This is a genomic window from Idiomarina sp. PL1-037 (assembly GCF_034422975.1).
In the GTDB taxonomy this organism is placed as follows: Bacteria; Pseudomonadota; Gammaproteobacteria; order Enterobacterales; family Alteromonadaceae; genus Idiomarina.
The window spans coordinates 1,244,748-1,266,527 of the sequence record NZ_CP139873.1 but is presented as its reverse complement, the minus strand read 5'-3'; the positions used below and the strand labels follow the sequence as shown (position 1 = coordinate 1,266,527).

Here is a 21,780-nt window from a genome sequence, read left to right as displayed (position 1 = left end):
CCCGTCCTGTTTCTTACTGACTGTGACAGAGCCGCATGTAAAAAGTTCGCAAAAATATCGCCAAATGCGTAAAATCGTTCAAAATTCACATTGAGTACTTTATGGAACCTGTTGCAAATTATCAATGCGATGTACTGATTATTGGTTCGGGAGCCGCGGGATTAACTACCGCTTTACAGTTGGCCGACAACTTGAACGTTACGGTACTGAGTAAAGGTCCGCTGACAGAAGGCTCAACCTTTTATGCGCAAGGCGGCATAGCCGCAGTATTCGACGAAAACGACAGTATTGAGAGTCACATCGAGGATACCTTAATTGCCGGTGCCGGCCTTTGCGATCCCGAAGCCGTTAAGTTTACCACAGAAAACGCGCGTGCAAGCCTGCAATGGCTGATTGATGCCGGAGTGGGCTTTGATCAAGTTGAATCTAAAGACAGCAACCCGACGTACCACTTGAACCGTGAAGGCGGTCACAGTCACCGCCGAATTCTGCACGCAGCAGATGCCACCGGCAAGGCGGTACAGACGACATTGCAGAAAAAAGTGATGGAGCATCCTAATATTCAGGTGCTGGAGCGATACAACGCGGTCGATTTGATCACGGGGTCACGTATCGGTAAACCAGATGGTTGTTATGGGGCTTATGTCTGGAGTCGTCAGAAAGAACAAGTGGAAACCGTTGCCGCAGGTTGCGTGGTACTGGCAACGGGCGGCGCAAGTAAGGTATATCAGTATACCAGTAACCCGGATATTGCCAGCGGCGACGGTATTGCCATGGCCTGGCGTGCAGGCTGTAGTGTTGCCAATATGGAGTTTAATCAATTCCATCCAACCTGTTTATTTCATCCCAATGCTCAGAGCTTTCTATTAAGCGAAGCCTTGCGTGGTGAAGGTGCTTTGCTGAAGCGGCCGGACGGTACTCGTTTTATGCCGGACTTTCATGAGTCTGCTGAGTTGGCGCCACGCGACGTCGTTGCCCGCGCTATCGACTTTGAGATGAAGCGACTGGGTGCCGACTGCATGTATCTGGATATTTCTCATAAACCGAAAGACTTCATTCAGCATCACTTCCCTACCATTATGGAAAAATGCTTGTCGCTGGGTATTGATATCAGCAAACAGCCGATGCCGGTTGTTCCTGCGGCTCACTATACCTGTGGTGGTGTTAAAACCGATATGAACGCTGCGACCGATTTACCCAACTTGTATGCCGTTGGTGAGGTTGCCTGCACAGGTCTGCACGGAGCCAATCGCATGGCTAGCAACTCCCTGCTTGAATGTCTGGTTTTCGCCCGTGCGGCAGCTAAAGATATTTTATCTAAGCGCCCACATCAACAAGCCTTAAACCATATTCCCGGTTGGGACGAGAGTCAGGTAGGCAATTCCGATGAGGAAGTTATTATTCAGCATAACTGGCATGAGCTACGACTGTTTATGTGGGACTACGTTGGCATTGTTCGTACCACCAAGCGTCTGGAACGGGCACTTCACCGAATTCAGTTGTTACAGCGTGAAATTCACGAATATTACTCGAACTTCCGTGTGAGTAATAATTTACTGGAGTTACGTAACTTAGTGCAGGTATCGGAGCTTATTGTACGCAGCGCTATTAGTCGTAAAGAAAGTCGCGGCTTACACTATACTCTGGACTACCCTGACACCTTGCCGGATACTCAGCCTACGGTGCTGACACCTAAAAGTTAGGGCTCTGACAGATGTTGTAACTGGCGCCGCAGTTTTATCTGCTGCGCCTTTGACAACTGAAACCACCAAACCCGAAGCCAGCGCCGCTTTTCCTGACCTTTTTCTGTTTTATAGGCAAGCGGCAGTAAAACCAACATACCGCCTACGACCAGTGCCTTACTGAATAATTGACAGCGCTCACTCTGCCACCACCAGTAACGCCCGCAGGCCGACGCCGACAACACGCGCATCGGTCGCTTTAAGTGGAAATAACTGTCAGGGTTCACCGCGCGGGTCTATACCTTAACGCGCGGGTCTATACCTTAACGCGCGACAACATAAACTGAATCATTTCGGCCAGTTCTTCGTCTTCGCACTTTTGGTGACCCATAAACCAGGCAAAAAGATCCGGGTCATCGCAGGTAACCAGACGACGAAAGACAGCTTTTTGCTCTTCAGTCAGTTCGTCATAAGCCTGATCAACAAAAGGCTCAAACAATACATCCAACTCCAGCATCCCGCGGCGGCACGCCCAACGTAAACGACGCTTATCTTTAAGTGCTTCTTCCGACTGTTTTAACGGCAACATAAAATCTCCGCAGCAATTGCCCTTGTAATTCGATAATGTGCCCTAATATACCACGTAAGCCATTTAATAAGGAGTCATTGTGGTTGAGTTAACACAGCATTTTACTGACGCAAATCAGGATCACCTTTCCGTTCAACTGACGGACTATGGTATCCTCTCGGTTTCTGGCGAAGATGCTGACAGTTTTTTACAGGGTCAGCTGACATGTGATTTACGCAAACTCGACCAGAATAATTGCTTATATGGCGCACATTGCGATCAAACCGGAAAAGCATTTAGCATCTTCTGGACTTATCGCGAAGACGACACCGTTTTTTTAGTGATGCATCGCAGCGCCATCGAAGGCTCTTTAGCGCAATTAAAGAAGTTTGGAGTCTTTAGCAAAGTCAGTATTGAAGATGTAAGCGACGACTGGAGCATAGCCGGTGTTTTCGGTAGTAAAGCAGCCAGCGTGGCAGCAGAATTTGATGGCCGGGTAATACAGGTTGGGACCAGTCCCGACCAATATATGTTACTTAGCCAACAACCAATTTCTACGGATTATCCGCAACCCTACTGGGATGCGTTGGAAATTGAACGGGTTCGTCCACAACTTACGTCTGAGAACATCCAGGCATTTGTCCCGCAAATGATGAATTTGCAGGCGTGGGATGGAATCAGTTTTGACAAAGGATGTTATATCGGCCAGGAGACTATTGCCCGGATGAAGTATTTGGGCAAACAGAAACGGGCGCTTTTTCGCTTATCCGGTAAAGTAACGGCTCAAGTTACTGCTGGTACGCAATTAGAAAAAGCCATTGGCGATAACTGGCGTCGTGCAGGTACGGTCATTATGGCAGTGAACCGCACCGACACCCAAGTGGACTTGTTAGCTGTTTTACCCAGTGACATAGGCACTGACACGGCTATACGGGTTCGGGATGACGACGCAAGTTTCCTGGAAATACACTCACTGCCTTATCAATTAGGTTAAATTTATGAGCGAAACCATTGCACCAAACAAAGTCGTGGCTATCAACTATGCCGTTAAAACGGAAGATGGCCAGACCCTTGACCAGTCAAAAGACGGCAGCCCACTGAACTTCATCCACGGTCGTGGCATGCTGATTCCTGGTCTGGAAAATGCACTGGAAGGCAAAACCGTTGGCGATAGCTTCACTGCAGAAGTTAAGCCAGAAGAAGCTTATGGCGAACGTCATGACGGCTTAATCCAGACTGTACCACGTAACCTATTCGGCGAAAACGAAGTACAGCCTGGCATGCAGTTCCGCGCCAGCACGGATCAAGGCGAGCAGTCTGTTGTTATCGTTGAAGTAAAAGACGACGAAGTAACTGTTGACGGTAACCACCCATTAGCCGGTGTTAACCTGAACTTTGACGTAGAAGTTATTGAAGTTCGTGACGCGACTGAGCAAGAACTTGAGCACGGTCACGTTCACACTGACGGCGAAGATCACTAAGCGCTGTTTTTGATAAAAAAACCCGGCTAATTAGCCGGGTTTTTTGTTTCATAATGGTAATTAATCCGCTTTTGGGCGCATGTGTGGGAACAATAATACGTCGCGAATAGACGCAGAATCCGTTAGCAGCATAACCAGACGGTCAATACCAATACCCTGACCAGCTGTTGGCGGCATGCCGTGCTCCAGTGCGGTAACGTAATCTTCGTCATAGAACATGGCTTCGTCATCACCCGCTTCTTTCTGCTCAACCTGCTCGCGGAAACGTTCAGCCTGATCTTCAGCGTCGTTCAACTCTGAGAAACCATTAGCTAGTTCACGGCCACCGGCAAAGAATTCAAAACGGTCAGTCACAAACGGATTATCGTCGTGACGACGTGCCAACGGTGACACTTCAGCCGGATACGCTGTAATGAACGTAGGCTGAATCAGACGATGCTCGGCAACTGTTTCAAAAATTTCGATTTGAACTTTGCCTAAGCCCCACGACGGCTTAACGCTCACACCAACCTGCTCTGCAATTTCAGTAGCACGATTCATATCATTAAGCTGCTCAAGGCTCACTTCCGGCATGTATTTGATAATAGCTTCAAGCACTGTCATGCGCTCAAACGCCTTACCAAAATCATAATCCACGCCTTGGCTGGTAAACTGAGCAGAACCTAACACCGACTCAGCCGCACCGCGTAACATTTGCTCAGTTAAGTCCATTAAGTCGTGATAATCCGCGTACGCCCAATAGAACTCCAGCATAGTGAACTCAGGGTTGTGGCGCGTTGAAAGACCTTCATTACGGAAATTACGATTAATTTCAAACACCTTTTCAAAACCACCAACGACTAAACGTTTCAGGTAAAGTTCTGGTGCAATACGTAAAAACAGCTCCATATCCAGGGCGTTATGGTGCGTACTGAAAGGACGAGCTGCTGCACCACCGGGAATAGCCTGCATCATCGGTGTTTCAACTTCCAGAAACTGGCGATCGCTTAAAAAGCGACGAATATAGTCAATAATTTTAGAGCGGGCCACGAAAGTACTGCGGGACTCTTCGTTGGTAATCAAATCTAAATAACGCTGACGATAGCGCATTTCCTGATCTGACAGGCCATGGAATTTATCGGGCAACGGGCGCAGCGCTTTAGTCAGCAAACGTACTTCGTCAACTTGCACGCTTAACTCACCGGTTCCGGTAATAAACAAGGTACCAGAGGCGCCGACAATATCGCCTAAATCCCACTTTTTAAATTCAGTGTTGTAATAACCTTCGGGCAGATTGTCGCGGGCAACATACAGTTGAATTTTGCCGCTCATATCCTGAACCGTTGCGAAACTCGCTTTCCCCATAATACGACGGGTCATCATACGACCGGCCACTTTCACGCGAATGCCCTTTTCAGCCAGATCCTCTTTGCTCACATCATCGTATTCAGCGTGCAAATCGGCAGCTAAAGAATCCCGACGGAAATCGTTCGGGAATGCGATACCCTTATCGCGAAGCGCCGACAGTTTCGCCTTTCGCTGCGCGATCTGTTCGTTTACGTCTACTTCAGGTGCCTGCGATTTATCAGTCATTATCGATTTTCCTCTGTCGGGATACTTAAATTAAACTTACAGCCCGCTTTTTAAGCTGGCTTCAATAAATGGGTCAAGTGCGCCATCAAGCACAGCCTGAGTATTACGGTTCTCGATACCCGTACGTAAATCTTTGATACGCGCATCGTCCAGAACATAAGAGCGAATTTGACTGCCCCAGCCGATATCAGCTTTTGAGTCTTCTAATGCCTGTTTCTCTTCGTTCTGTTTCTGTAATTCAAATTCATACAATTTCGCTTTCAGCTGTTTCATTGCTGAATCGCGGTTCTTGTGCTGCGACCGGTCACTCTGACATTGCACCACAATGCCTGTTGGTTCGTGCGTTAAACGAACGGCGGAATCAGTACGGTTAACGTGCTGACCGCCCGCGCCAGAGGCACGATAGGTATCCACCCGCAGGTCGGACGGATCAATCTCAATATCGATATCGTCGTCTACTTCCGGGTAAACAAATACCGAGGCGAATGAGGTATGGCGGCGATTACCTGAGTCGAAGGGTGATTTACGCACTAAACGATGCACACCGGTTTCGGTGCGAAGCCAGCCGTAAGTGTATTCGCCAACGACACGAACGGTGGCCGATTTTATACCCGCGACATCGCCCTCTGACAGCTCAGTAATTTCCGCTTTAAAGTCATGCGCCTCTGCCCAGCGCAAGTACATGCGCAGCAGCATGTTAGCCCAGTCCTGAGCTTCGGTTCCGCCAGAGCCTGACTGAATATCCAGGTAGCAGTCTGCCGAGTCGTTATCTTTTGAGAACATACGACGAAACTCTAACGCCTCCAGTTGTTTTACTAGACCGGACAGTTCTTCATGAGCTTCGTTAAAGGTGTCTTCGTCTTCTGCTTCTACCGCAAGATCAACCAGACCCTCGACATCGTCGAGCCCCTGCTGAAGTTTATCCAGGGTTTGTACAACTTGCTCTAACGCCGCACGCTCTTTACCTAAGGCTTGTGCCTTGGGTGGATCATCCCACACATTGGGCTGTTCCATCTCACGGGTAACTTCTTCCAGACGCTCTAACTTAGCATCGTAGTCAAAGATACCCCCTAAGCGAATTACTACGCTCACGCATTTCTTTAATGTTGTTGTAGGTTGCGTTAGTTTCAAACATGCGACTACCTAATTCTGTTAATTCTAAAAGGGGCGTAGTTTAACGTATTGCGCGTATTTGCTCCACCAACAACTGAACGTTTGTGCGTCCGCGGAAGTGATTAAGTTGTGGCTTGTATAAAAGTTCAACAACCGAGCTCTCTCGCGCCGGCCATTGTTGTGTATCAACGTTAAAGGCAATCGCATCTAATAACTCGCCTTGCGGATGACGCACCACCAATTTTAGATGTCGCTCTCCGACAATACGCTGATCCACCAGCTCAAACTGGCCGTCAAACATCGGTTCTGGAAACTGTTGTCCCCAGGGGCCTGCACTTTGCAGCATATTCACACTGTCCTGAGAAAGTTGCAGTGTTGTGAGTTCGCCATCAGACCAGAATACACGTTGCTTCTGTTCTTCTGACAGCCACTCCGCCGCCACTTGTTCAGCCAGTTCGGAAAAGCGAGTCAGATTCACTTTCTTCATGGTTAAGCCGGCGGCCATAGCATGTCCACCGAAACGTTCCATGATTCCCGGCTGCAGACTATGAACACGTTCCAATAAGTCTCTCATATGCAGACCGCTAACCGAACGTGCGGAGCCTTTTAGGAATTCATCATCATCGTTGGCTAACGCAATAACCGGACGGTTCACCTGTTCTTTTACTCTTCCCGCGACAATACCAATAACACCGGCATGCCAGTCGGGCTGATACAAGGTAACTAAATCAGGCACCTGCCCCTGATCAAAACGCAGCTTCGCGATAGCGCTCTCGGCATGCTCGCGCATTTCAGATTCAATCGATTTACGCTGCTGGTTTAAATCGTTAAGCTGCTGCGCTAACTGCTGCGCCCGGGACTCGCCCGCTAATAAGCATTCTATTCCCAGTCCAATATCGTCTAAGCGCCCTGCTGCATTAATTCGCGGACCCAGAGCAAACCCTAAGTCACTGGCGGCCAGCTGACTGGCATCACGGTTCGCAACTTCCAGCAACGCTTTAATTCCGGGGCGGCTCATACCTTTACGAATACGGGCTATCCCCTGTTGCACCAATACGCGGTTGTTATAATCCAGCGGTACAACATCCGCGACAGTGCCAAGAGCAACGAGATCCAGCCAGTCAGCCAGGTTAGGTAATGGCTCAACACCTTCATCACGTAGCGCTGAACGCAACGCCAGCAGGACATAAAACGCCACTCCCACGCCCGCTAAATTTTTGCTGGGAAACTCACAGCCATGCTGATTCGGGTTCACTGTTGCATTAGCCGGAGGCAGTTCTTCAGGCGGTAAATGGTGGTCGGTAACCAGCACCTGTATGCCCTTTTCACGAGCAAGTGCAATAGCTTCATGCGCTGCAATACCGTTATCGACAGTTACAATTAACTGCACATTCTCTACAGCCAGTTGTTCTACCATGGCAACAGACAAGCCATAGCCGTCAGTCATTCGATTCGGTACACGGTAGCCCACTTGCTGCAGACCCAAGGCTTGCAAGGCCGACACCATTAATGCTGAGCTGGTCGCGCCATCGGCATCAAAGTCGCCGCAAATACAAACCTTTTCTTGGTTTTTTAACGCATTTTGCAGCAGTTCAACGGCTTTACCGATGTCTCTTAACGAGGAAAAATGCAGTAACCCGGAGGCTTTCAAAGATAATTTGTCAGCATGACGGACACCCCGGCGGGCATAAATTTGCCGCAACAAAGGTGGCATTTGTTGCGGCAAAAAGTCATCGTCAACGACTTGATAACGACGTATTTCGTAATCACTCATGAATTACTGTGACTCACCTTTTTTAATTTCAGCAATTAAACGTGATGCAGGTAGCGCTCCCGGTACTAAACGACCGTCGGGAAGGATAATAGCCGGCGTACCACTCACCCCAAACGATTTGCCCAGTTGGTAGTGCTCAGCAACCGGATTGGAACAACTGGAGTCGCCACTGTAATTTTCGTCTTCTTTAAAGGCGGTAATGGCCGCTTTTTTGTCGTCCGCACACCAAACCGTTTGTAGCTGCTGCCCACCTTTGCTACTCATACCTCCACGAGGAAAGGCCAGGTATTTTATGGTAATGCCTTCGGCGTGATAGCTGTCCATATTCTCATGCAAGCGCTGACAATAACCGCAGGTAGTGTCAGTAAAAATCGTTACCTGATATTTCTCATTCTCAGCCGGGTACACGATCATATCGTTTTCAAAGCCTTTCAGCATTTTCAGGCGAACTTTAGCCATACCCGCTTCACTTAAGTTTTCTGGTTCACTACCGGTTATATCAAACACATTGCCGCTAATAAGCCGTTCACCATCATCTGACACATAAAACATGCCCTGATTGGTCACCGCACGGACATAGCCGTCAATTTCACCGGGCTCTGTCGACAACACTTCAATACCAACTTTACTCAGGTGCCGGGTGTCAACTTCATTTTGTTCAGCACTAATTGCCGGCGCACTAAAACTCGCACCAACCAGCCCTACTAATCCAACTACAGACATTAAATTGCGCATAAATACCTCTTAAATTAACTGTCCGAACCCTACCCTGTTACCAGCCAAAATGCAATTAGCCGCGCGGGTGATGCTGAGCATGTAAGGCCTGCAGACGTTCACGTGCAACCTGGGTATAAATTTGTGTGGTAGATAAATCACTGTGACCTAACAGTAGCTGTAAGACACGTAAATCGGCTCCATGGTTCAGCAAATGCGTGGCAAAAGCATGGCGTAAAGTGTGTGGCGATAAATGTGCGTAAATGCCGGCTTCTTCGGCGTAATGCTTTAATCTGTACCAAAATGCCTGGCGTGTTAATAACGAGCCACGCTGCGTAACGAATACCCAGGGACTGCTCTTATCCGTTATTGCCGGGCGTCCGTGTTTTAAATAATTATCCAGCCATTCCAGCGCTTCTTCCCCTAACGGCACCAAGCGTTCCTTGTTGCCTTTACCGACAACCCGAACTAAACCTTGCTGGCGGCTCAACTGGTCATATTGCAGACGAATAAGTTCGGTTACCCGTAATCCGGTGGCATAGAGCACTTCCAGCATAGTCCTGTCACGCAGACCAATGGGAGTTTCTGTATCAGGTTGTTCCAATAGAGAAATCACATCGTCTTCGCTTAACGAATGTGGAATGCTTTGCGGTAATTTAGGGCGTTTTAAGCGTGCGGTTGGGTCTACTGCCACCCACTGCTGTTTTACAGCAAACTGGAAGAATTTCTTCGTCGAACTTAAAAAACGCGAGGTACTTCGTGGGGACAAACCTTGCATACGCCGCCACAACAGGTAGTCCTGTAACACAACTTCATCGGTGTCCATTAAGGATTTCTTCAGCGGCAGCAAATATTCACAATAACGGCGTAAGTCACTGCGGTACGCGGCTTGAGTGTTATTACTGGATCCATGATGCAGCCAGAGATGCTCAGTAAAAGCATCAATACGGTCTTCGTCCTCTGGGCGGAGTTGCTTCATGGGTTTTGGAAAATTAGCGAAATGATAATGCTATTATGCCGTATAGCGAGAGCGGCTGAAACTGCTTGTGCGAAACTCCCAGTAAAGAAGTTAAGCGCTAATGAGTAATGCCCAGTTTCTGCAGAACATCATATAGGCCAGCGGGCCCTTTGTGTTTGTACTCATCTTTTTCTTCCGTTTGTGGTTGTTTTTTCTTTTCCAGCCGCTGACGAACACGCCAGTCCAGGTTGTGGAGAAGCTCCAGGGGCAAACGATCAGGCGTTGCATCGGGGATAAGCGGCTGAGGATGAGTTGCGTCCTGCAGTTTAAAGTCTGACAACTGACTAACTGTTGCATAGACACCACTAGCCAGCACCATACCTGGCTTTGCATCTAAAGGGCGCGCTCTGCCAGCACCAATGGTTCTTTGCCAGTTAACTTGCGCAGGACGCTCAGAAATAACCGGGTCGCCACCCAACGCAGACACCCAATAAGCAAACTCGCCCGCGAAGCCGTGATTAACTGCTTCGCTCGCGTGTTGCTCAAAGAAGTGAGCGGCCTGGTTTTCGACAGCAGCATTCTGTACAGCTGAAACTTCACTCATTAAGACTCTGGATAATCGGTTACAGATACTTCTGTATCGGCCAAAGTCCTAAAAGTTTAAGTTTTCTCTTTACAGCTAAGCTAAGACTGTTATTATACGCGCCTCTTGAGTGGAGGGGTTCCCGAGTGGCCAAAGGGATCAGACTGTAAATCTGACGGCTCAGCCTTCGCAGGTTCGAATCCTGCTCCCTCCACCATTTCTTTACTGCAGCGCCAATTCGCTATCAGCCTGAGTTACTCCTCCGAAAGTGTTATAACCACCTTACCCTGAGTTTTATTATCTGCAACATAATCCAGTGCCTGCTGAATATCGTCAGCCGCAAAAACTTCATCGATAATAGGTTTTATGGTGCTGTTTTTAAACTGATCACTAAAGTCACGCCACAAACCTTGTAAAATTTGGCCTTTGCGTTCCGGTGATAATGCTCTCAGAGTTGAACCAATCAGCTTTTGACGTTTCATCAGCATACGTCCGAAATTAACTTCACCAGTCACACCAGCCATTAAGCCAATTAAAATAATACGACCATCCTGTGCCAGATATTGCTGGTCTTTTGCTATGGATTCACCAGCGACAGGATTCAGAATAACGTCAACTTCACCGAGGGCTTTAACTTCTTCGAGAACGTCCTGTTCGTGCCGGTTAACCGCATGTTTTGCTCCCAGTTTCAGGCAAAACTCTGCTTTCTCTCCGCTACCCACTATGGCGATAAGTTCGTTACCGCTTTCCCGGCACAACTGTGTTAATGAGGAACCTACACCACTAGCACCGGCATGAGCCAATACTCTCTCTCCGGGTTTTAAGTCAGCCAGTTGAAAGACATTAAGATAAGCCGTAGCAAAGGTTTCCAACCAGCCCGCAGCTTCTGCATTACTCCAGCTTTCAGGAACCTCCAGTATTTGTTCGGCGGAAACATTCACTTGCTCAGCAAAGCCGCCACCAGCCAATAACGCGCTGACACGTTGCCCGGTTTGCCAGCTACTGACCTTGTTCCCCACCTTTTCTATTACACCACAGACTTCTAAGCCAGGAACAGCTGAAGCACCCTTAGGCGGTGGATATTTTCCTGCTATTTGCATTAAGTCGGCACGATTAAGTCCGGCGCTTAGTACCCGCAGCTGAACTTCATTAGCTTGTGGTTCGTCCAGTTCAGGGTGGTTCTTCCAGTGTACTTTTTGTTCTGAAATCGCAATTGCTTTCATATCAGCCTCTGTTGCCGCTTAACATTATTGAAATTAGCCAGTATGCTGTCGGTATGAATAAGATCAGGATACTGTTTGACGCCAATGGACAAAACCTTAGAGCTCAATAATAAACGCGTATTATTAATAGATGACCAGAAACCCTTTCAGGTCATGCTCAAAGGCTTGCTGTTAAACTTGGGGGCGCAGGACGTACAAGTCAAGACCACCGGCGAAGCAGGTATTGCCGCTTACATAAAGAAACCGCACGATATTCTGCTGGTAGACTATAACTTGGGGCGTGGTCGCAACGGTCGACAGGTTTTAGAGGAACTGCAAGTTCGGGGGCTAATGAAAGAGCATACGCTGTTTTTTATTATTACGGGGGACAACACTCGCCCTATGGTGCTCAGCGCACTAGAATTACAACCCGATGATTATTTGATGAAACCGTTTTCACATCGTGTGTTGCGCTCCCGGCTGGTGCGGGCCTATAAACGCCGCATGTGGTTAAAAGATGTATTCAAAGCGCTGACAAACCATGATTATGATACCTGTATTGATGCCTGCCAGAAACATATTCAATCTAACAGCCGCTACAGTAATTACTGTCGTAAACTGCAAATTGAGTTATACAACAAAACCGGGCAATTAGATAAAGCGGAAACGGCAATTAAAGAATTGCTGGAAGAAAACTCCCACAGCTGGGTCTTTCTAAAACTGGCTGAAACACGGTTATTACAAAACTCTCCCGAAGAAGCGCTGAATATTCTTAATCATTTAATTAAGCGCATGCCTAATGCTGTTGAAGCGTATGACCTGAAAACTGAGTGTTACCTTCAACAGCAACAGCTGGAAGACGCTTTGGAAAGCGCTCGCGATGCCATTACCATGGCGCCATTTTCAATTGAAAGACAAACCAAACTGGCCCATATTGCCCGCGATAACGGCGACTTTGATATTGCCAAACAAGCCATGAACAACGTGTTGCAGATAGCCCGTAAATCGGTTTTTCGTAACGCGCATCACTTGTGTAACTATTTACGCAGTATTCTAGATGCGGCCGAAAACAGCGATACGCCTCAGCAAATCAGTAAATATCAGACAGAAGCAACAATGGAGCTGCAACGTGCCCGCTATGATGAGCATCTGTTGCATGCCGATATTTCATTTGAAGATTTGGAATCCATTTTATTGTCGCGTATTGACTCATTCAATGGACGCTTACACCAGGCACAGCAGCGCTTAAATGAAGTTGTTGGCGAAAAATTGGCGCACAACCAGCCTATTAATAAAGACTTACTGCCTGACGTTATCGCCATTTTGCTGGATGTCGGGGAATACGAAAAAGCAAATGCGCTCGCAACGAACCAGGACGAAAATCCAACTCTTGACACTTACACCTCTAAAATTTTACGGGCGCGCCTGGCCGCGGCTCAAAAACAGCAGGATAACTTCTTTGAAGTTCACAAGGCAGGCTTAAATGCATACCAGCAAGGCCACTACATTCGTGCACTAGAGCTGTTTCGCAAAGCGATGGAAGCCGCGCCAATGAACAGCGGCGCAGCACTTAACTTTGTTCAGGCCGCCGTTCGTTATGCAGAGGAAACACCTGGCGGCGAGCGGGTTCACCTTAAGAAAGAATGCGACAATTGTTTTAAAGTCTTAGAGGGGCTGCAATTATCCAGTAGCCACAGTAACCGGTACGGGCGGTTACTGGAGCAAACCGAAGAGTTGGAACTGCGCTAGCTTAGTTTTTGGTTAGCGGCTAACTGCCCCGATTGATAATCTTTAATAGCCTGCTCAATCTGATCCGACGAATTCATGACGAAGGGACCGTATTGGGCAATGGGTTCATCAATAGGTTTGGCGGCCAACAGAATAAAGCGCGCATTTTCGATAGCGGAGAAATCTAATGTTTCAGCAGAGTCAAGCAACATCAACTCCCCCTCTTTCGCCGCCTCTCCATTCACTGTCAGATCACCTTGATAAACATAAGCCAGACGTCGCTTTTGACCTTGTGACGGAAAACTGAGACCGTCACTTGCTAAGTGAATGTCCAGCATTAAAAAGTCTCTTCCCGGCGCATTAACAGGGCCCTCCTGCTGCTGGTATTGTCCTGAAATAACCCTTATCAGAGCATCACCATTTTTCACCTCAGGAATAGTAGCTGACGGGTAGTCGTGCCACTCAGGTTCACTCATTTTTTCATCGCCCGGCAAATTGACCCATAGCTGAAAGCCCCACATTAGGCCTTCAACTTGCTTCGGCATTTCGGCGTGAATAATACCTTTCGCCGCTTTCATCCACTGTACACCGCCTGCATCAATTTCACCGCTATTTCCGACAGAGTCTTTATGCTCCATAGTCCCCGCTAACATATAGGTCAGGGTACAAAATCCGCGGTGCGGGTGCGGCGGAAAACCCGCAATATAATCATCCGGGTTATCGGAGCGAAACTCATCCAGCATTAAAAACGGGTCCTGATGTTTTAGCCCCGGCTGATTAATAACACGAGTGAGTTTAACTCCCGCACCATCCTGCGCCGGCATTCCACGGTGTTTGGCTAAAATAACACTCATAACTGGCTACTCCCCTTGTTAGCTCGGTTATGTACCTGGTGAAAATCGATTTCAGGCCCTTTTGGCACTACTTGTGTCGGATTAATGGTTTTATGGCTGGCATAGTAATGCATCTTAATGTGGTCCATCACCACGGTCTCTTCAACACCCGGGTGTTGATACAGCTCTAACAGGTAGTTCCACATGTTAGGATAATCGACAATGCGCTTCTTGTTGGTTTTAAAGTGCCCGAAATAAACCGCATCAAAACGAACCAAAGTAGTAAATAATCGCCAGTCCGCCTCGGTGAGTTTATCACCGGTTAAATAACGGTTTTGGCTAAGAATACTCTCTACCTTGTCTAAAGCAGCAAATAGCGACTCATACGCCTCTTCATATGCCTGTTGTGTGGTCGCGAAGCCGCTACGGTAGACACCATTGTTAATGTCGTTGTAAACCCACTCATTAACTTCTTCTATCTGCTTTTGCTTATCTGCAGGAAAGAAGTCCTGTGTGTTCCCTGTCAGTTCATTAAACGCAGAGTTGAAAATACGGATAATTTCAGCCGACTCATTGTTGACTATGGTCTGATTTTTCTTATCCCATAGCACTGGGACGGTTACTCGTCCGGTATATTCAGGGTCGGCTTTTAAATACAGCTGATAAAGAAAATCGGCGTCATACAGTGGTTCGTTAAGTGGCGCGTCAGCAAACTCCCAGCCATTCTCCAGCATCAGCGGGTGCACAACAGAAACGTCAATGTGACTTTCCAGACCTTTTAATTTACGGAAGATAAGCGCCCGGTGAGCCCACGGACATGCGTAAGAAACGTAAAGGTGGTAACGCCCGGACTCAGGCTCGAACTCAGTACCCTGCGCTACGGTATTACGAAACTGTGATTCGCTACGAACGAAGCGGCCACCGTGTTTTTTGGTGTCATACCACTTGTCGTGCCATTGACCATCAACTAATAAACCCATAATAAACTCCTTAAGTTGGTATGGCCTTATAATAGAGTCTATTTTTTGGAATTATTAGCGCATTATTTTCTATTTATCTTTCTAAAAAATAGAACTATAGAAAAGATTCGACCACATCAGCGGCTTTTTCGCTCGCCGACACTTTCAGTTGTTGGTGAAGATTCGTAAATTGCTCCAACAAGGGCTGGTTGTCTTGCTCAATTAACTGGACAAGCGCTTGTTCGATAGCCTCTTCAGAGGCTTCTGATTGAGCCAGTTCCGGCACTATTTCTTTACCCGCTAAAAGGTTAGGTAAGGAGAAAAAAGGCGCATGAAAAAGACGTTTTATAATTTGATAAGACAACCAGTGAAAGCGATAAGCGACCACCATCGGGCGTTTTATCAGCAAGGCTTCAAGCGCAACAGTTCCTGACGTTAGCAGTAAATAATTGGCTGCAGCCATAACTTTTCGGCTTTCACCAACAGGTAGTGCAATATTCAGATCGGGGCTGTACTGATCTACTAGTTCCCGCAATTGTGTGGCGCGAGCTTCGCTTATCATAGGTGCCACAAAGCGTAGTTCTGGATATTTTTTCGCTAGCTTGTTCGCGACCTTCAGAAATATCGGCGCCATTCGGGCAATCTCACCCTTACGACTTCCAGGTAAAATGGCAAGATACGCAACATCAGGTTCAAGTTCCAGCTCGTTACGTGCTTCTGTTTGTTGCCACTGCATAGGAATATCATCTGCCAGCGGGTGACCAACAAAGGTTGCTGGTAGCTGGTGCCTGTCGTAGAAGTCTTTCTCAAAAGGCAATAAACACAGTACGTGATCAACAGCTTTTTTTATGCCTTTGATACGACCCTCACGCCATGCCCAGACAGATGGACTGACATAATGAACAGTAGAAATACCGGCTTTTTTAAGGCGGGCTTCAACCGTCAGATTAAAGTCAGGAGCATCAATGCCTATCATCACATCCGGTTGTTCAGAAATGAGATAGTTGACCAGGTTCTTTCTGTGTTTTAACAACTTAGGCAGTTGCTGAAAAACCTCAGCTATGCCCATAACGGCCAAATCATCCATGGCAAAGAACGAGTCCATTCCCTGCTCTGCCATTAAAGGCCCGCCGACCCCAATAAAAATTGCATTAGGGTGACGTTTGACAATGGCCTGCATTAGCCCGGCGCCTAACAGATCACCCGAGTGCTCACCGGCAACAATAGCTATTTTAGGCGGCTGGTTGTGGTTCATTACGGACGAATAATGCCTCGTGAACTGTTTTCAACAAAGGCTTTAAAGCCATCCAGAGCCGGTTCATTTAATGCTGAAATACTCTCCAGAGCTTCGTCTACAGTCAGGCTGGAGCGGTACAATATCTTATAGGCACGACGAACATTTTGAATTTGTTCGGGTGTATAGCCGCGACGTTTTAAGCCCTCAGCATTGATTGTTCTGGGTTTGGCGTTATGGCCCTGCGCCATCACAAAGGGAGGAATATCCTGAACGATAATAGAATTAACCGCGGCAAAAGAGTGCGAACCAATATGACAAAATTGATGTACACCGCTCATGCCACCCAGAATAACCCAGTCACCTACGTGAACATGGCCAGCCAGAGTAACCTGATTAGCAAAGATATTGTCATTACCTATGACACAATCATGAGCAACATGTACGTAGGCCATAAACAGGTTATTATCACCAATTTTGGTTAACGAGCTATCCTGCACTGTACCACGGTGAATGGTTACCGACTCGCGGATGACGTTGTTGTCACCAATCTCAAGCTCTGTCGGTTCACCGTCGTATTTTTTATCCTGACAGTCTTCACCAACAGACGCAAATTGATAAATGGTATTATTTTTACCAATGGTTGTCGGGCCTTTTAAGACAACGTGTGAGCGGATATCGCAGTTGTCGCCGATGACAACATCGGGGCCAATAACCGTCCAGGGACCGACACTAACGTTCGTACCGAGTTTGGCGCTGGGGTCGATAATTGCGGTTTCGTGAATCACTTAAACTTCTCTTCTTGCACAAATAATTTCAGCAGTACAGGCAACGTCACCGTCAACTTCCGCGCGACCGGTAAATTTCCAGATACCGCGACGTTCTTTTTCAAAGGTAACAAAGAAATCAACGGTATCACCCGGGATAACCTGACGTTTAAAGCGAGCGTTATCGATACCGGCAAAAAGGTACAAATCGTTTGCATTCTTCTTACTTTCGGTAATTTTAAACCCCAATAAACCGCAAGCCTGAGCTATAGCTTCAAGCAACAACACCCCTGGGAAAATAGGCTTCGCCGGAAAATGCCCATTAAACATAGGCTCATTAAAAGTCACGTTTTTTATCGCGTGCAACGAGTCTTTAGAATTTGTTTCTATAACTCTGTCTATTAATAAAAACGGATAACGATGAGGCAGTAAATCTAATACGCCCTGAATATCAAACCCTGATTCCGTAATTTTCAAACCTTTCACCTTACTCAATTATTATCGTCAGCTTGCTTTTCTAACTCTTTGACACGCTTGAAAAGATCATCCAGCTGACGGAATCTCGCCCCATTACGTCGCCATTCGCGGTGTCCACTGGCAGGGATACCTGACGCATAAACACCTGGCTCGGTGATTTCTTTTATCACCATAGCAAATCCCATAATTTGCACGTCGTCGCATACACTGATGTGACCATTAATAGCCGACGCTCCGCCTATCATACAGCGCTTACCAATGCGGCAGCTACCTGCGAGTACAGTACAGCCTGCAATAGCCGTATCTTCATCAATGAATACGTTATGTGCTATTTGACATTGGTTATCAATAATACAGCCCGACGAAATAATGGTATCGTCTAGCGCTCCACGATCGACCGTCGTACTGGCACCAATTTCAACATTGTTTTTAATAACAACGCGGCCTAGCTGAGGGATTTTTAGCCATTTGCCATTATCAGGTGCCCAGCCAAAACCGTCAGCACCAATAATAGAGCCGGAATGAAACAGGCAGTCATCGCCAATAATACAACGATGGTAAATTTTAACGCCTGACCAAAGTGTGCATCCAGAGCCAACTTGCGTTTCAGGGCCAATATAGCAATGTGGTCCAATACTGGTGTCATCACCAATTATAGCGTCATCATCAACGACCGTGTATTCGCCAATACTAACATTTTTGCCTATGCTGGCTGACTGTGCAATTTTCGCAGATTCAGCGACACCCTTCGCTGGTTTCGGCGTAGTGTCTAATAGCTGCGCTATTCGAGCAAAAGCCGCGTAAGGGTTGGACACACGAATCGCATTATCAATCGCATCGCTATCGTCTTTTTCAGAGACAATAACCGCGCCGGCAGAGGTTGTTTCTAACTGACTTTTGTAACGGCTATTCGCCAGAAAAGCGATAGCGTCACCAGTAGCAGACTGCAAGGTCGCCACGCGCAAAATGGGGAGCTGCGAATTGCCTCGCACCTCCCCACCCACATGGTCAGCCAACTGCTGCAATGTGTACTCAGACATAGATTAGTTACCTGACGTCATTTTCTCGACGACAGCACCAGACAAGTCATTATCGGCCTTCATGTAAGTAACCGCATTACTTTCAAGAACCATGTCGTAGTCTTTAGTTTCTGCAACAGCAGTAATCGCGTCCTGAACTTTTCCAAGTAGCTTGTTACGTTCTTCATTTTGGCGACGACGAGTGTCTTCCTGCAACGCTTTACTCTTCAGCTGTGCTTCAGAGATCGTTTGTTCAAGATCACGCTCTAACTGAGTTTTCTCAGAAGCCGACATGATTGATGCATCGCGTTCCTGCTTTTGGCGCAGTTCCTGAACTTTCTGTTCAAGGCGGCGCATTTCTTCAAAGCGATCCTGAAACTCAGTTTGTAGCTGCTCTGAAATTTGCTCACGTTGTGGTAACTGCTGGAATACTTCCATCATATCAACAACACCAATTTTTTGTTGTGCCTGTGCGGCACCAGCAAAAAGCGCTGTAGAAACAGCAACCGCTGCAGCTGTAGATTTAATTAACTTTTTCAAGGTAAAACTCCTTCAAATTTTATCACTATATTTAATTATTATTATCAGAATGTGGTTCCGATATTAAATGAGAACACTTGGGTTTCATCACCCTCAACTTCTTTTAAGGCCCGACCTAACGAGAAAGTTAATGGACCCATTGGAGATATCCATTGCACAGAGACACCAGCCGATGCGCGGAAATCTCCCGGTGAGCTATAGTCAGTTAACGGTTGTGGACTGGTATTTTCCAAATCCTTGTATCTATCGTAGTCGAATTCAGTATCCCAAACCATACCAAAATCAACAAAGACACTCGTTCGTACACTATTACGCATACCTTCATCTACAAAAGGTGTCGGTACAATCAGTTCCAGTCCACCAGAAACTTTAGCGTTACCGCCTAAAGAGTAGTTATTTTGTACAAACAACTGCTGGTTGCCGGTTTCTGAACTGTAGTTCGGTGTCGGCAACCCAGTAAAGTCCGGAATACCCTCTGAGTTAACTGACTCGGGTACAACATACACAGCTCTTGGGCCGACCGTGTTCGGTTCGAAGCCGCGTAAATCGCCCTGGCCGCCGATACGGAAGTATTCCCAGAACGGCAGCAAGTAATCATTACCAGCATCGTCTTCGCCGTAACCGTTACCATAACCAATATTCAGTCTGGTGAGAAATGACCACTGCTGGTCACGGCTTAGTGGGAAATAATGTTTATAGTCGTAATTAAAGCGGAAGTACTTGACATCGCTAAACGGTGCAGAGACTTCAAAGCTGGCTTGCTGCGACGAACCACTGGTTGGGAACCGTCCACGATTTAATGTTACCCGTGACCACCCTGCGTTCAGTTCATAAATGTCGAAACTAATTGGTCGCTCCGGATTTTGGTCATCCAAATAAGACCGGTAAAACTGCTGAATTTGCTCAATACTTTGGTTTTGCGAATTGACACTCACTTCCTGGTTTTTATAACCAATACCAAAATTTAGACGGTTAATTTCATCAATTGGAAAGTTAAGTCCCGTTGATAACCCATAGGTTTTCTGATTATAGTTTACGAGGTTTTGCGCATTACCCGCATCAAACTCACTCATATAAACCTGACCTGAAAGCCCAACACCATTCATGGTGAAGTAAGGGTCGGAATACGACAAGCTGACATTTTTATTAAATCGACTGGTGCTGATGTTAAAACCAACCCGGTTTCCCGTACCCAAAAAGTTGTTTTGCTGGACACCTGCATTAAGTTGCAGACCAGAGTAATCGCCGTAACCGATACCAGCATTAAAAGAACCTGAGGGTTGCTCTTTGACCTTATAAGTCACATCGACCTGATCATCGCTGTCTTCAACTCGTTCAGTAGAGGTTTCTACGGTTTCAAAATAGCCTAAGCGCTGAAGGCGCACTTTACCTTGCTCAATGTTGCTGTCAGACAACCAGGCGCCTTCAAGTTGACGCATTTCACGGCGTAACACCCGGTCTTTGGTTGCGCCGTTGCCCTCGAAGTTAATGCGGCGAACGTAGACACGTTTTCCCGGGTTTATCGAAAAGGTGATTTTTACCGTTTTATCTTCGTCATCGTGCTCAGGAATAGCTCTAACTTCTGGGTACGCATAACCGTACCGCCCATAAAAGCGGCTGATCATGTCTTCAATATAAGTCACCTGAGCCGCGTTATAAAGCGTGCCTTCCTCAATTTTAGCAATTTTTCCAACCAGCTCGTCATGCCCTTTTAAGTCGCCAATAACGTCCGTTTCGCTAATATTGTATTTATCACCCTCATTCACATTAATAGTAATATAAATACCTTCACGATCCGGCGTCATAGAAACCTGCACAGACTCCACCTGGAACCGCAAATAACCACGGTCACGATAGAAGGACTCTAAGGTTTCCAGGTCACCGCTTAATTGTTGCTTCTGGTAACGCTTTTCACCTATAAAGTTCCACCATGGAAGGCTATCCCGAAGTTCAAAGGTATCCAGTAATAGCTCATCAGCGAACGCCTTGTTGCCCACAATGTTGATTTGCGCAATTTCAGCGGCATCGCCTTCTTCAAAATTCATACGTAACTCAACACGGTTACGCGGCAAGTCCACGACCTGCACTTCTACCGAGGCATTGTATTTACCAACGCTGTGATAAAAGTCTTCCAGACCTTTTTCTATGCCTGAAATAGTGGTTCTGTCTAAAGGCTCACCAGTCACAATATTATTATCAACCAGGCTCTCTTGAAGCTGCTCGTCTTTAATATCGCTGTTACCTTCAAAGGTGATTTCGGCAATGGTTGGCCGTTCACTAACGGTGAAGATCAAAGTGTCTTCATCTCTCCGCGCATCGATATAGTCGAAGTGAGTAGAGGAGTAAAGCGAACGAATAGCGCTACGAATTTGCAGCTCACTCACTTCGTCACCAACCCTTACGGGGATGTATGTTAACGCAGCACCTAAAGCGACGCGTTGTAATCCTTTTACTTCAATATCTTCGACAACAAATTCATCTTGTGCGTAGGCTGGTGCTACTGCACCTGCAATCATGGCACTCACTAACAGCTTTTTAAACGTCATTATCACTAGCTACTTATTGTTAATTCGTGA

The 21,780-nt window shown here is 47.0% G+C and carries 21 protein-coding genes and 1 tRNA gene; 5 read left to right on the top strand and 17 right to left on the bottom strand.

Features of this window, described 5'->3' with window-relative positions:
* Positions 1-101: 101 nt before the first annotated feature.
* A complete protein-coding gene (gene nadB / locus U0358_RS05845; protein WP_317496702.1) occupies positions 102-1,703 on the top strand; it encodes an L-aspartate oxidase in 1,602 nt (533 codons plus the stop codon).
* On the opposite strand, the gene U0358_RS05840 is transcribed toward nadB, so the two are convergent.
* Positions 1,700-1,933 carry a hypothetical protein gene (locus tag U0358_RS05840; RefSeq protein ID WP_317496701.1) on the bottom strand — a complete coding sequence of 78 codons (234 nt, stop codon included), beginning with the start codon at positions 1,931-1,933 and terminating at the stop codon, positions 1,700-1,702. The genes nadB and U0358_RS05840 overlap by 4 nt on opposite strands.
* Positions 1,934-1,998: 65 nt before the next feature.
* On the bottom strand, positions 1,999-2,271 hold the full coding sequence (locus U0358_RS05835; protein ID WP_317496700.1) for an FAD assembly factor SdhE: 273 nt from the start codon (positions 2,269-2,271) through the stop codon (positions 1,999-2,001).
* Between the two features lie 79 nt (positions 2,272-2,350).
* Here U0358_RS05835 and U0358_RS05830 point away from each other — a divergent pair, with 79 nt between their 5' ends.
* Both U0358_RS05830 and U0358_RS05825 read left to right on the top strand, forming a co-directional pair.
* Entirely contained in the window at positions 2,351-3,244 is an 894-nt protein-coding gene (locus tag U0358_RS05830) for a CAF17-like 4Fe-4S cluster assembly/insertion protein YgfZ (protein WP_317496699.1), read from the top strand.
* A 4-nt stretch (positions 3,245-3,248) separates the two neighbouring features.
* Complete coding sequence (locus U0358_RS05825; protein WP_317496698.1) at positions 3,249-3,731, top strand: FKBP-type peptidyl-prolyl cis-trans isomerase; 483 nt, start codon at positions 3,249-3,251, stop codon at positions 3,729-3,731.
* Positions 3,732-3,791: 60 nt separating this feature from the next.
* Here U0358_RS05825 and lysS read toward each other — a convergent pair whose 3' ends face one another.
* The 6 genes from lysS to U0358_RS05795 all read right to left on the bottom strand — a co-directional run bounded on the left by lysS (position 3,792) and on the right by U0358_RS05795 (position 10,466).
* On the bottom strand, positions 3,792-5,303 hold the full coding sequence (gene lysS / locus U0358_RS05820) for a lysine--tRNA ligase (RefSeq protein ID WP_317496697.1): 1,512 nt from the start codon (positions 5,301-5,303) through the stop codon (positions 3,792-3,794).
* A gap of 36 nt (positions 5,304-5,339) precedes the next feature.
* A protein-coding gene (prfB, locus tag U0358_RS05815; RefSeq protein ID WP_317496696.1) for a peptide chain release factor 2 occupies positions 5,340-6,438 on the bottom strand; the annotation gives its coding sequence in 2 pieces (ribosomal slippage) (positions 5,340-6,362 and positions 6,364-6,438; 1,098 coding nt in all).
* 39 nt (positions 6,439-6,477) lie between these two features.
* A complete protein-coding gene (gene recJ, locus U0358_RS05810; RefSeq protein ID WP_322407354.1) occupies positions 6,478-8,190 on the bottom strand; it encodes a single-stranded-DNA-specific exonuclease RecJ in 1,713 nt (570 codons plus the stop codon).
* 3 nt (positions 8,191-8,193) lie between these two features.
* A complete protein-coding gene (gene dsbC, locus U0358_RS05805) occupies positions 8,194-8,925 on the bottom strand; it encodes a bifunctional protein-disulfide isomerase/oxidoreductase DsbC (protein ID WP_322407353.1) in 732 nt (243 codons plus the stop codon).
* Between the two features lie 55 nt (positions 8,926-8,980).
* Positions 8,981-9,883, bottom strand: coding sequence for a site-specific tyrosine recombinase XerD (gene xerD / locus U0358_RS05800; RefSeq protein ID WP_322407352.1), 903 nt, complete (start codon positions 9,881-9,883; stop codon positions 8,981-8,983).
* Between the two features lie 97 nt (positions 9,884-9,980).
* The gene (locus U0358_RS05795; RefSeq protein WP_317496692.1) at positions 9,981-10,466 is read right to left on the bottom strand and encodes a VC2046/SO_2500 family protein; all 486 of its coding nucleotides are present in this window, start codon (positions 10,464-10,466) and stop codon (positions 9,981-9,983) included.
* 111 nt (positions 10,467-10,577) lie between these two features.
* On the opposite strand from U0358_RS05795, the gene U0358_RS05790 reads away from it, so the two are divergent.
* Positions 10,578-10,662 (top strand) — tRNA-Tyr (locus U0358_RS05790).
* 37 nt (positions 10,663-10,699) lie between these two features.
* On the opposite strand, the gene U0358_RS05785 is transcribed toward U0358_RS05790, so the two are convergent.
* The gene (locus U0358_RS05785; RefSeq protein ID WP_322407351.1) at positions 10,700-11,668 is read right to left on the bottom strand and encodes an NAD(P)H-quinone oxidoreductase; all 969 of its coding nucleotides are present in this window, start codon (positions 11,666-11,668) and stop codon (positions 10,700-10,702) included.
* Between the two features lie 84 nt (positions 11,669-11,752).
* Here U0358_RS05785 and U0358_RS05780 point away from each other — a divergent pair, with 84 nt between their 5' ends.
* Entirely contained in the window at positions 11,753-13,396 is a 1,644-nt protein-coding gene (locus U0358_RS05780; RefSeq protein WP_317496690.1) for a response regulator, read from the top strand.
* On the opposite strand, the gene U0358_RS05775 is transcribed toward U0358_RS05780, so the two are convergent.
* The 8 genes from U0358_RS05775 to bamA form a co-directional block, all read right to left on the bottom strand.
* On the bottom strand, positions 13,393-14,229 hold the full coding sequence (locus U0358_RS05775; protein ID WP_322407350.1) for a pirin family protein: 837 nt from the start codon (positions 14,227-14,229) through the stop codon (positions 13,393-13,395). The two genes, U0358_RS05780 and U0358_RS05775, sit on opposite strands and share 4 nt — an antisense overlap.
* Positions 14,226-15,188, bottom strand: coding sequence for a glutathione S-transferase family protein (locus U0358_RS05770; protein ID WP_322407349.1), 963 nt, complete (start codon positions 15,186-15,188; stop codon positions 14,226-14,228). Before U0358_RS05770 ends, U0358_RS05775 begins: the two co-directional genes overlap by 4 nt.
* Positions 15,189-15,282: 94 nt before the next feature.
* Entirely contained in the window at positions 15,283-16,422 is a 1,140-nt protein-coding gene (gene lpxB, locus U0358_RS05765; protein ID WP_322407348.1) for a lipid-A-disaccharide synthase, read from the bottom strand.
* Positions 16,422-17,189 (bottom strand): acyl-ACP--UDP-N-acetylglucosamine O-acyltransferase, encoded by a 768-nt coding sequence (gene lpxA, locus U0358_RS05760; protein ID WP_317496686.1) that lies wholly within the window; start codon positions 17,187-17,189, stop codon positions 16,422-16,424. The genes lpxB and lpxA overlap by 1 nt, the downstream gene beginning before the upstream one ends.
* Positions 17,190-17,645 (bottom strand): 3-hydroxyacyl-ACP dehydratase FabZ, encoded by a 456-nt coding sequence (gene fabZ, locus U0358_RS05755; protein ID WP_011234085.1) that lies wholly within the window; start codon positions 17,643-17,645, stop codon positions 17,190-17,192.
* Positions 17,646-17,659: 14 nt separating this feature from the next.
* Entirely contained in the window at positions 17,660-18,685 is a 1,026-nt protein-coding gene (gene lpxD, locus U0358_RS05750) for a UDP-3-O-(3-hydroxymyristoyl)glucosamine N-acyltransferase (protein WP_322407347.1), read from the bottom strand.
* A 3-nt stretch (positions 18,686-18,688) separates the two neighbouring features.
* A complete protein-coding gene (locus U0358_RS05745; RefSeq protein ID WP_317496684.1) occupies positions 18,689-19,204 on the bottom strand; it encodes an OmpH family outer membrane protein in 516 nt (171 codons plus the stop codon).
* Positions 19,205-19,248: 44 nt separating this feature from the next.
* Positions 19,249-21,750: an outer membrane protein assembly factor BamA gene (bamA, locus tag U0358_RS05740; RefSeq protein WP_317496683.1), complete on the bottom strand. Its 2,502-nt coding sequence runs from the start codon at positions 21,748-21,750 to the stop codon at positions 19,249-19,251.
* Between the last annotated feature and the right edge of the window lie 30 nt (positions 21,751-21,780).

Bases quoted from the DNA above. Each gene is read 5' to 3' on its own strand.
- nadB (WP_317496702.1), top strand. From the start codon at position 102: ATGGAACCTGTTGCAAATTATCAATGCGATGTACTGATTATTGGTTCG.
- U0358_RS05840 (WP_317496701.1), bottom strand. From the start codon at position 1,933: ATGCGCGTGTTGTCGGCGTCGGCCTGCGGGCGTTACTGGTGGTGGCAG.
- U0358_RS05835 (WP_317496700.1), bottom strand. From the start codon at position 2,271: ATGTTGCCGTTAAAACAGTCGGAAGAAGCACTTAAAGATAAGCGTCGT.
- U0358_RS05825 (WP_317496698.1), top strand. From the start codon at position 3,249: ATGAGCGAAACCATTGCACCAAACAAAGTCGTGGCTATCAACTATGCC.
- lysS (WP_317496697.1), bottom strand. From the start codon at position 5,303: ATGACTGATAAATCGCAGGCACCTGAAGTAGACGTAAACGAACAGATC.
- recJ (WP_322407354.1), bottom strand. From the start codon at position 8,190: ATGAGTGATTACGAAATACGTCGTTATCAAGTCGTTGACGATGACTTT.
- dsbC (WP_322407353.1), bottom strand. From the start codon at position 8,925: ATGCGCAATTTAATGTCTGTAGTTGGATTAGTAGGGCTGGTTGGTGCG.
- xerD (WP_322407352.1), bottom strand. From the start codon at position 9,883: ATGAAGCAACTCCGCCCAGAGGACGAAGACCGTATTGATGCTTTTACT.
- U0358_RS05795 (WP_317496692.1), bottom strand. From the start codon at position 10,466: ATGAGTGAAGTTTCAGCTGTACAGAATGCTGCTGTCGAAAACCAGGCC.
- U0358_RS05785 (WP_322407351.1), bottom strand. From the start codon at position 11,668: ATGAAAGCAATTGCGATTTCAGAACAAAAAGTACACTGGAAGAACCAC.
- U0358_RS05780 (WP_317496690.1), top strand. From the start codon at position 11,753: ATGGACAAAACCTTAGAGCTCAATAATAAACGCGTATTATTAATAGAT.
- U0358_RS05775 (WP_322407350.1), bottom strand. From the start codon at position 14,229: ATGAGTGTTATTTTAGCCAAACACCGTGGAATGCCGGCGCAGGATGGT.
- U0358_RS05770 (WP_322407349.1), bottom strand. From the start codon at position 15,188: ATGGGTTTATTAGTTGATGGTCAATGGCACGACAAGTGGTATGACACC.
- lpxB (WP_322407348.1), bottom strand. From the start codon at position 16,422: ATGAACCACAACCAGCCGCCTAAAATAGCTATTGTTGCCGGTGAGCAC.
- lpxD (WP_322407347.1), bottom strand. From the start codon at position 18,685: ATGTCTGAGTACACATTGCAGCAGTTGGCTGACCATGTGGGTGGGGAG.
- bamA (WP_317496683.1), bottom strand. From the start codon at position 21,750: ATGACGTTTAAAAAGCTGTTAGTGAGTGCCATGATTGCAGGTGCAGTA.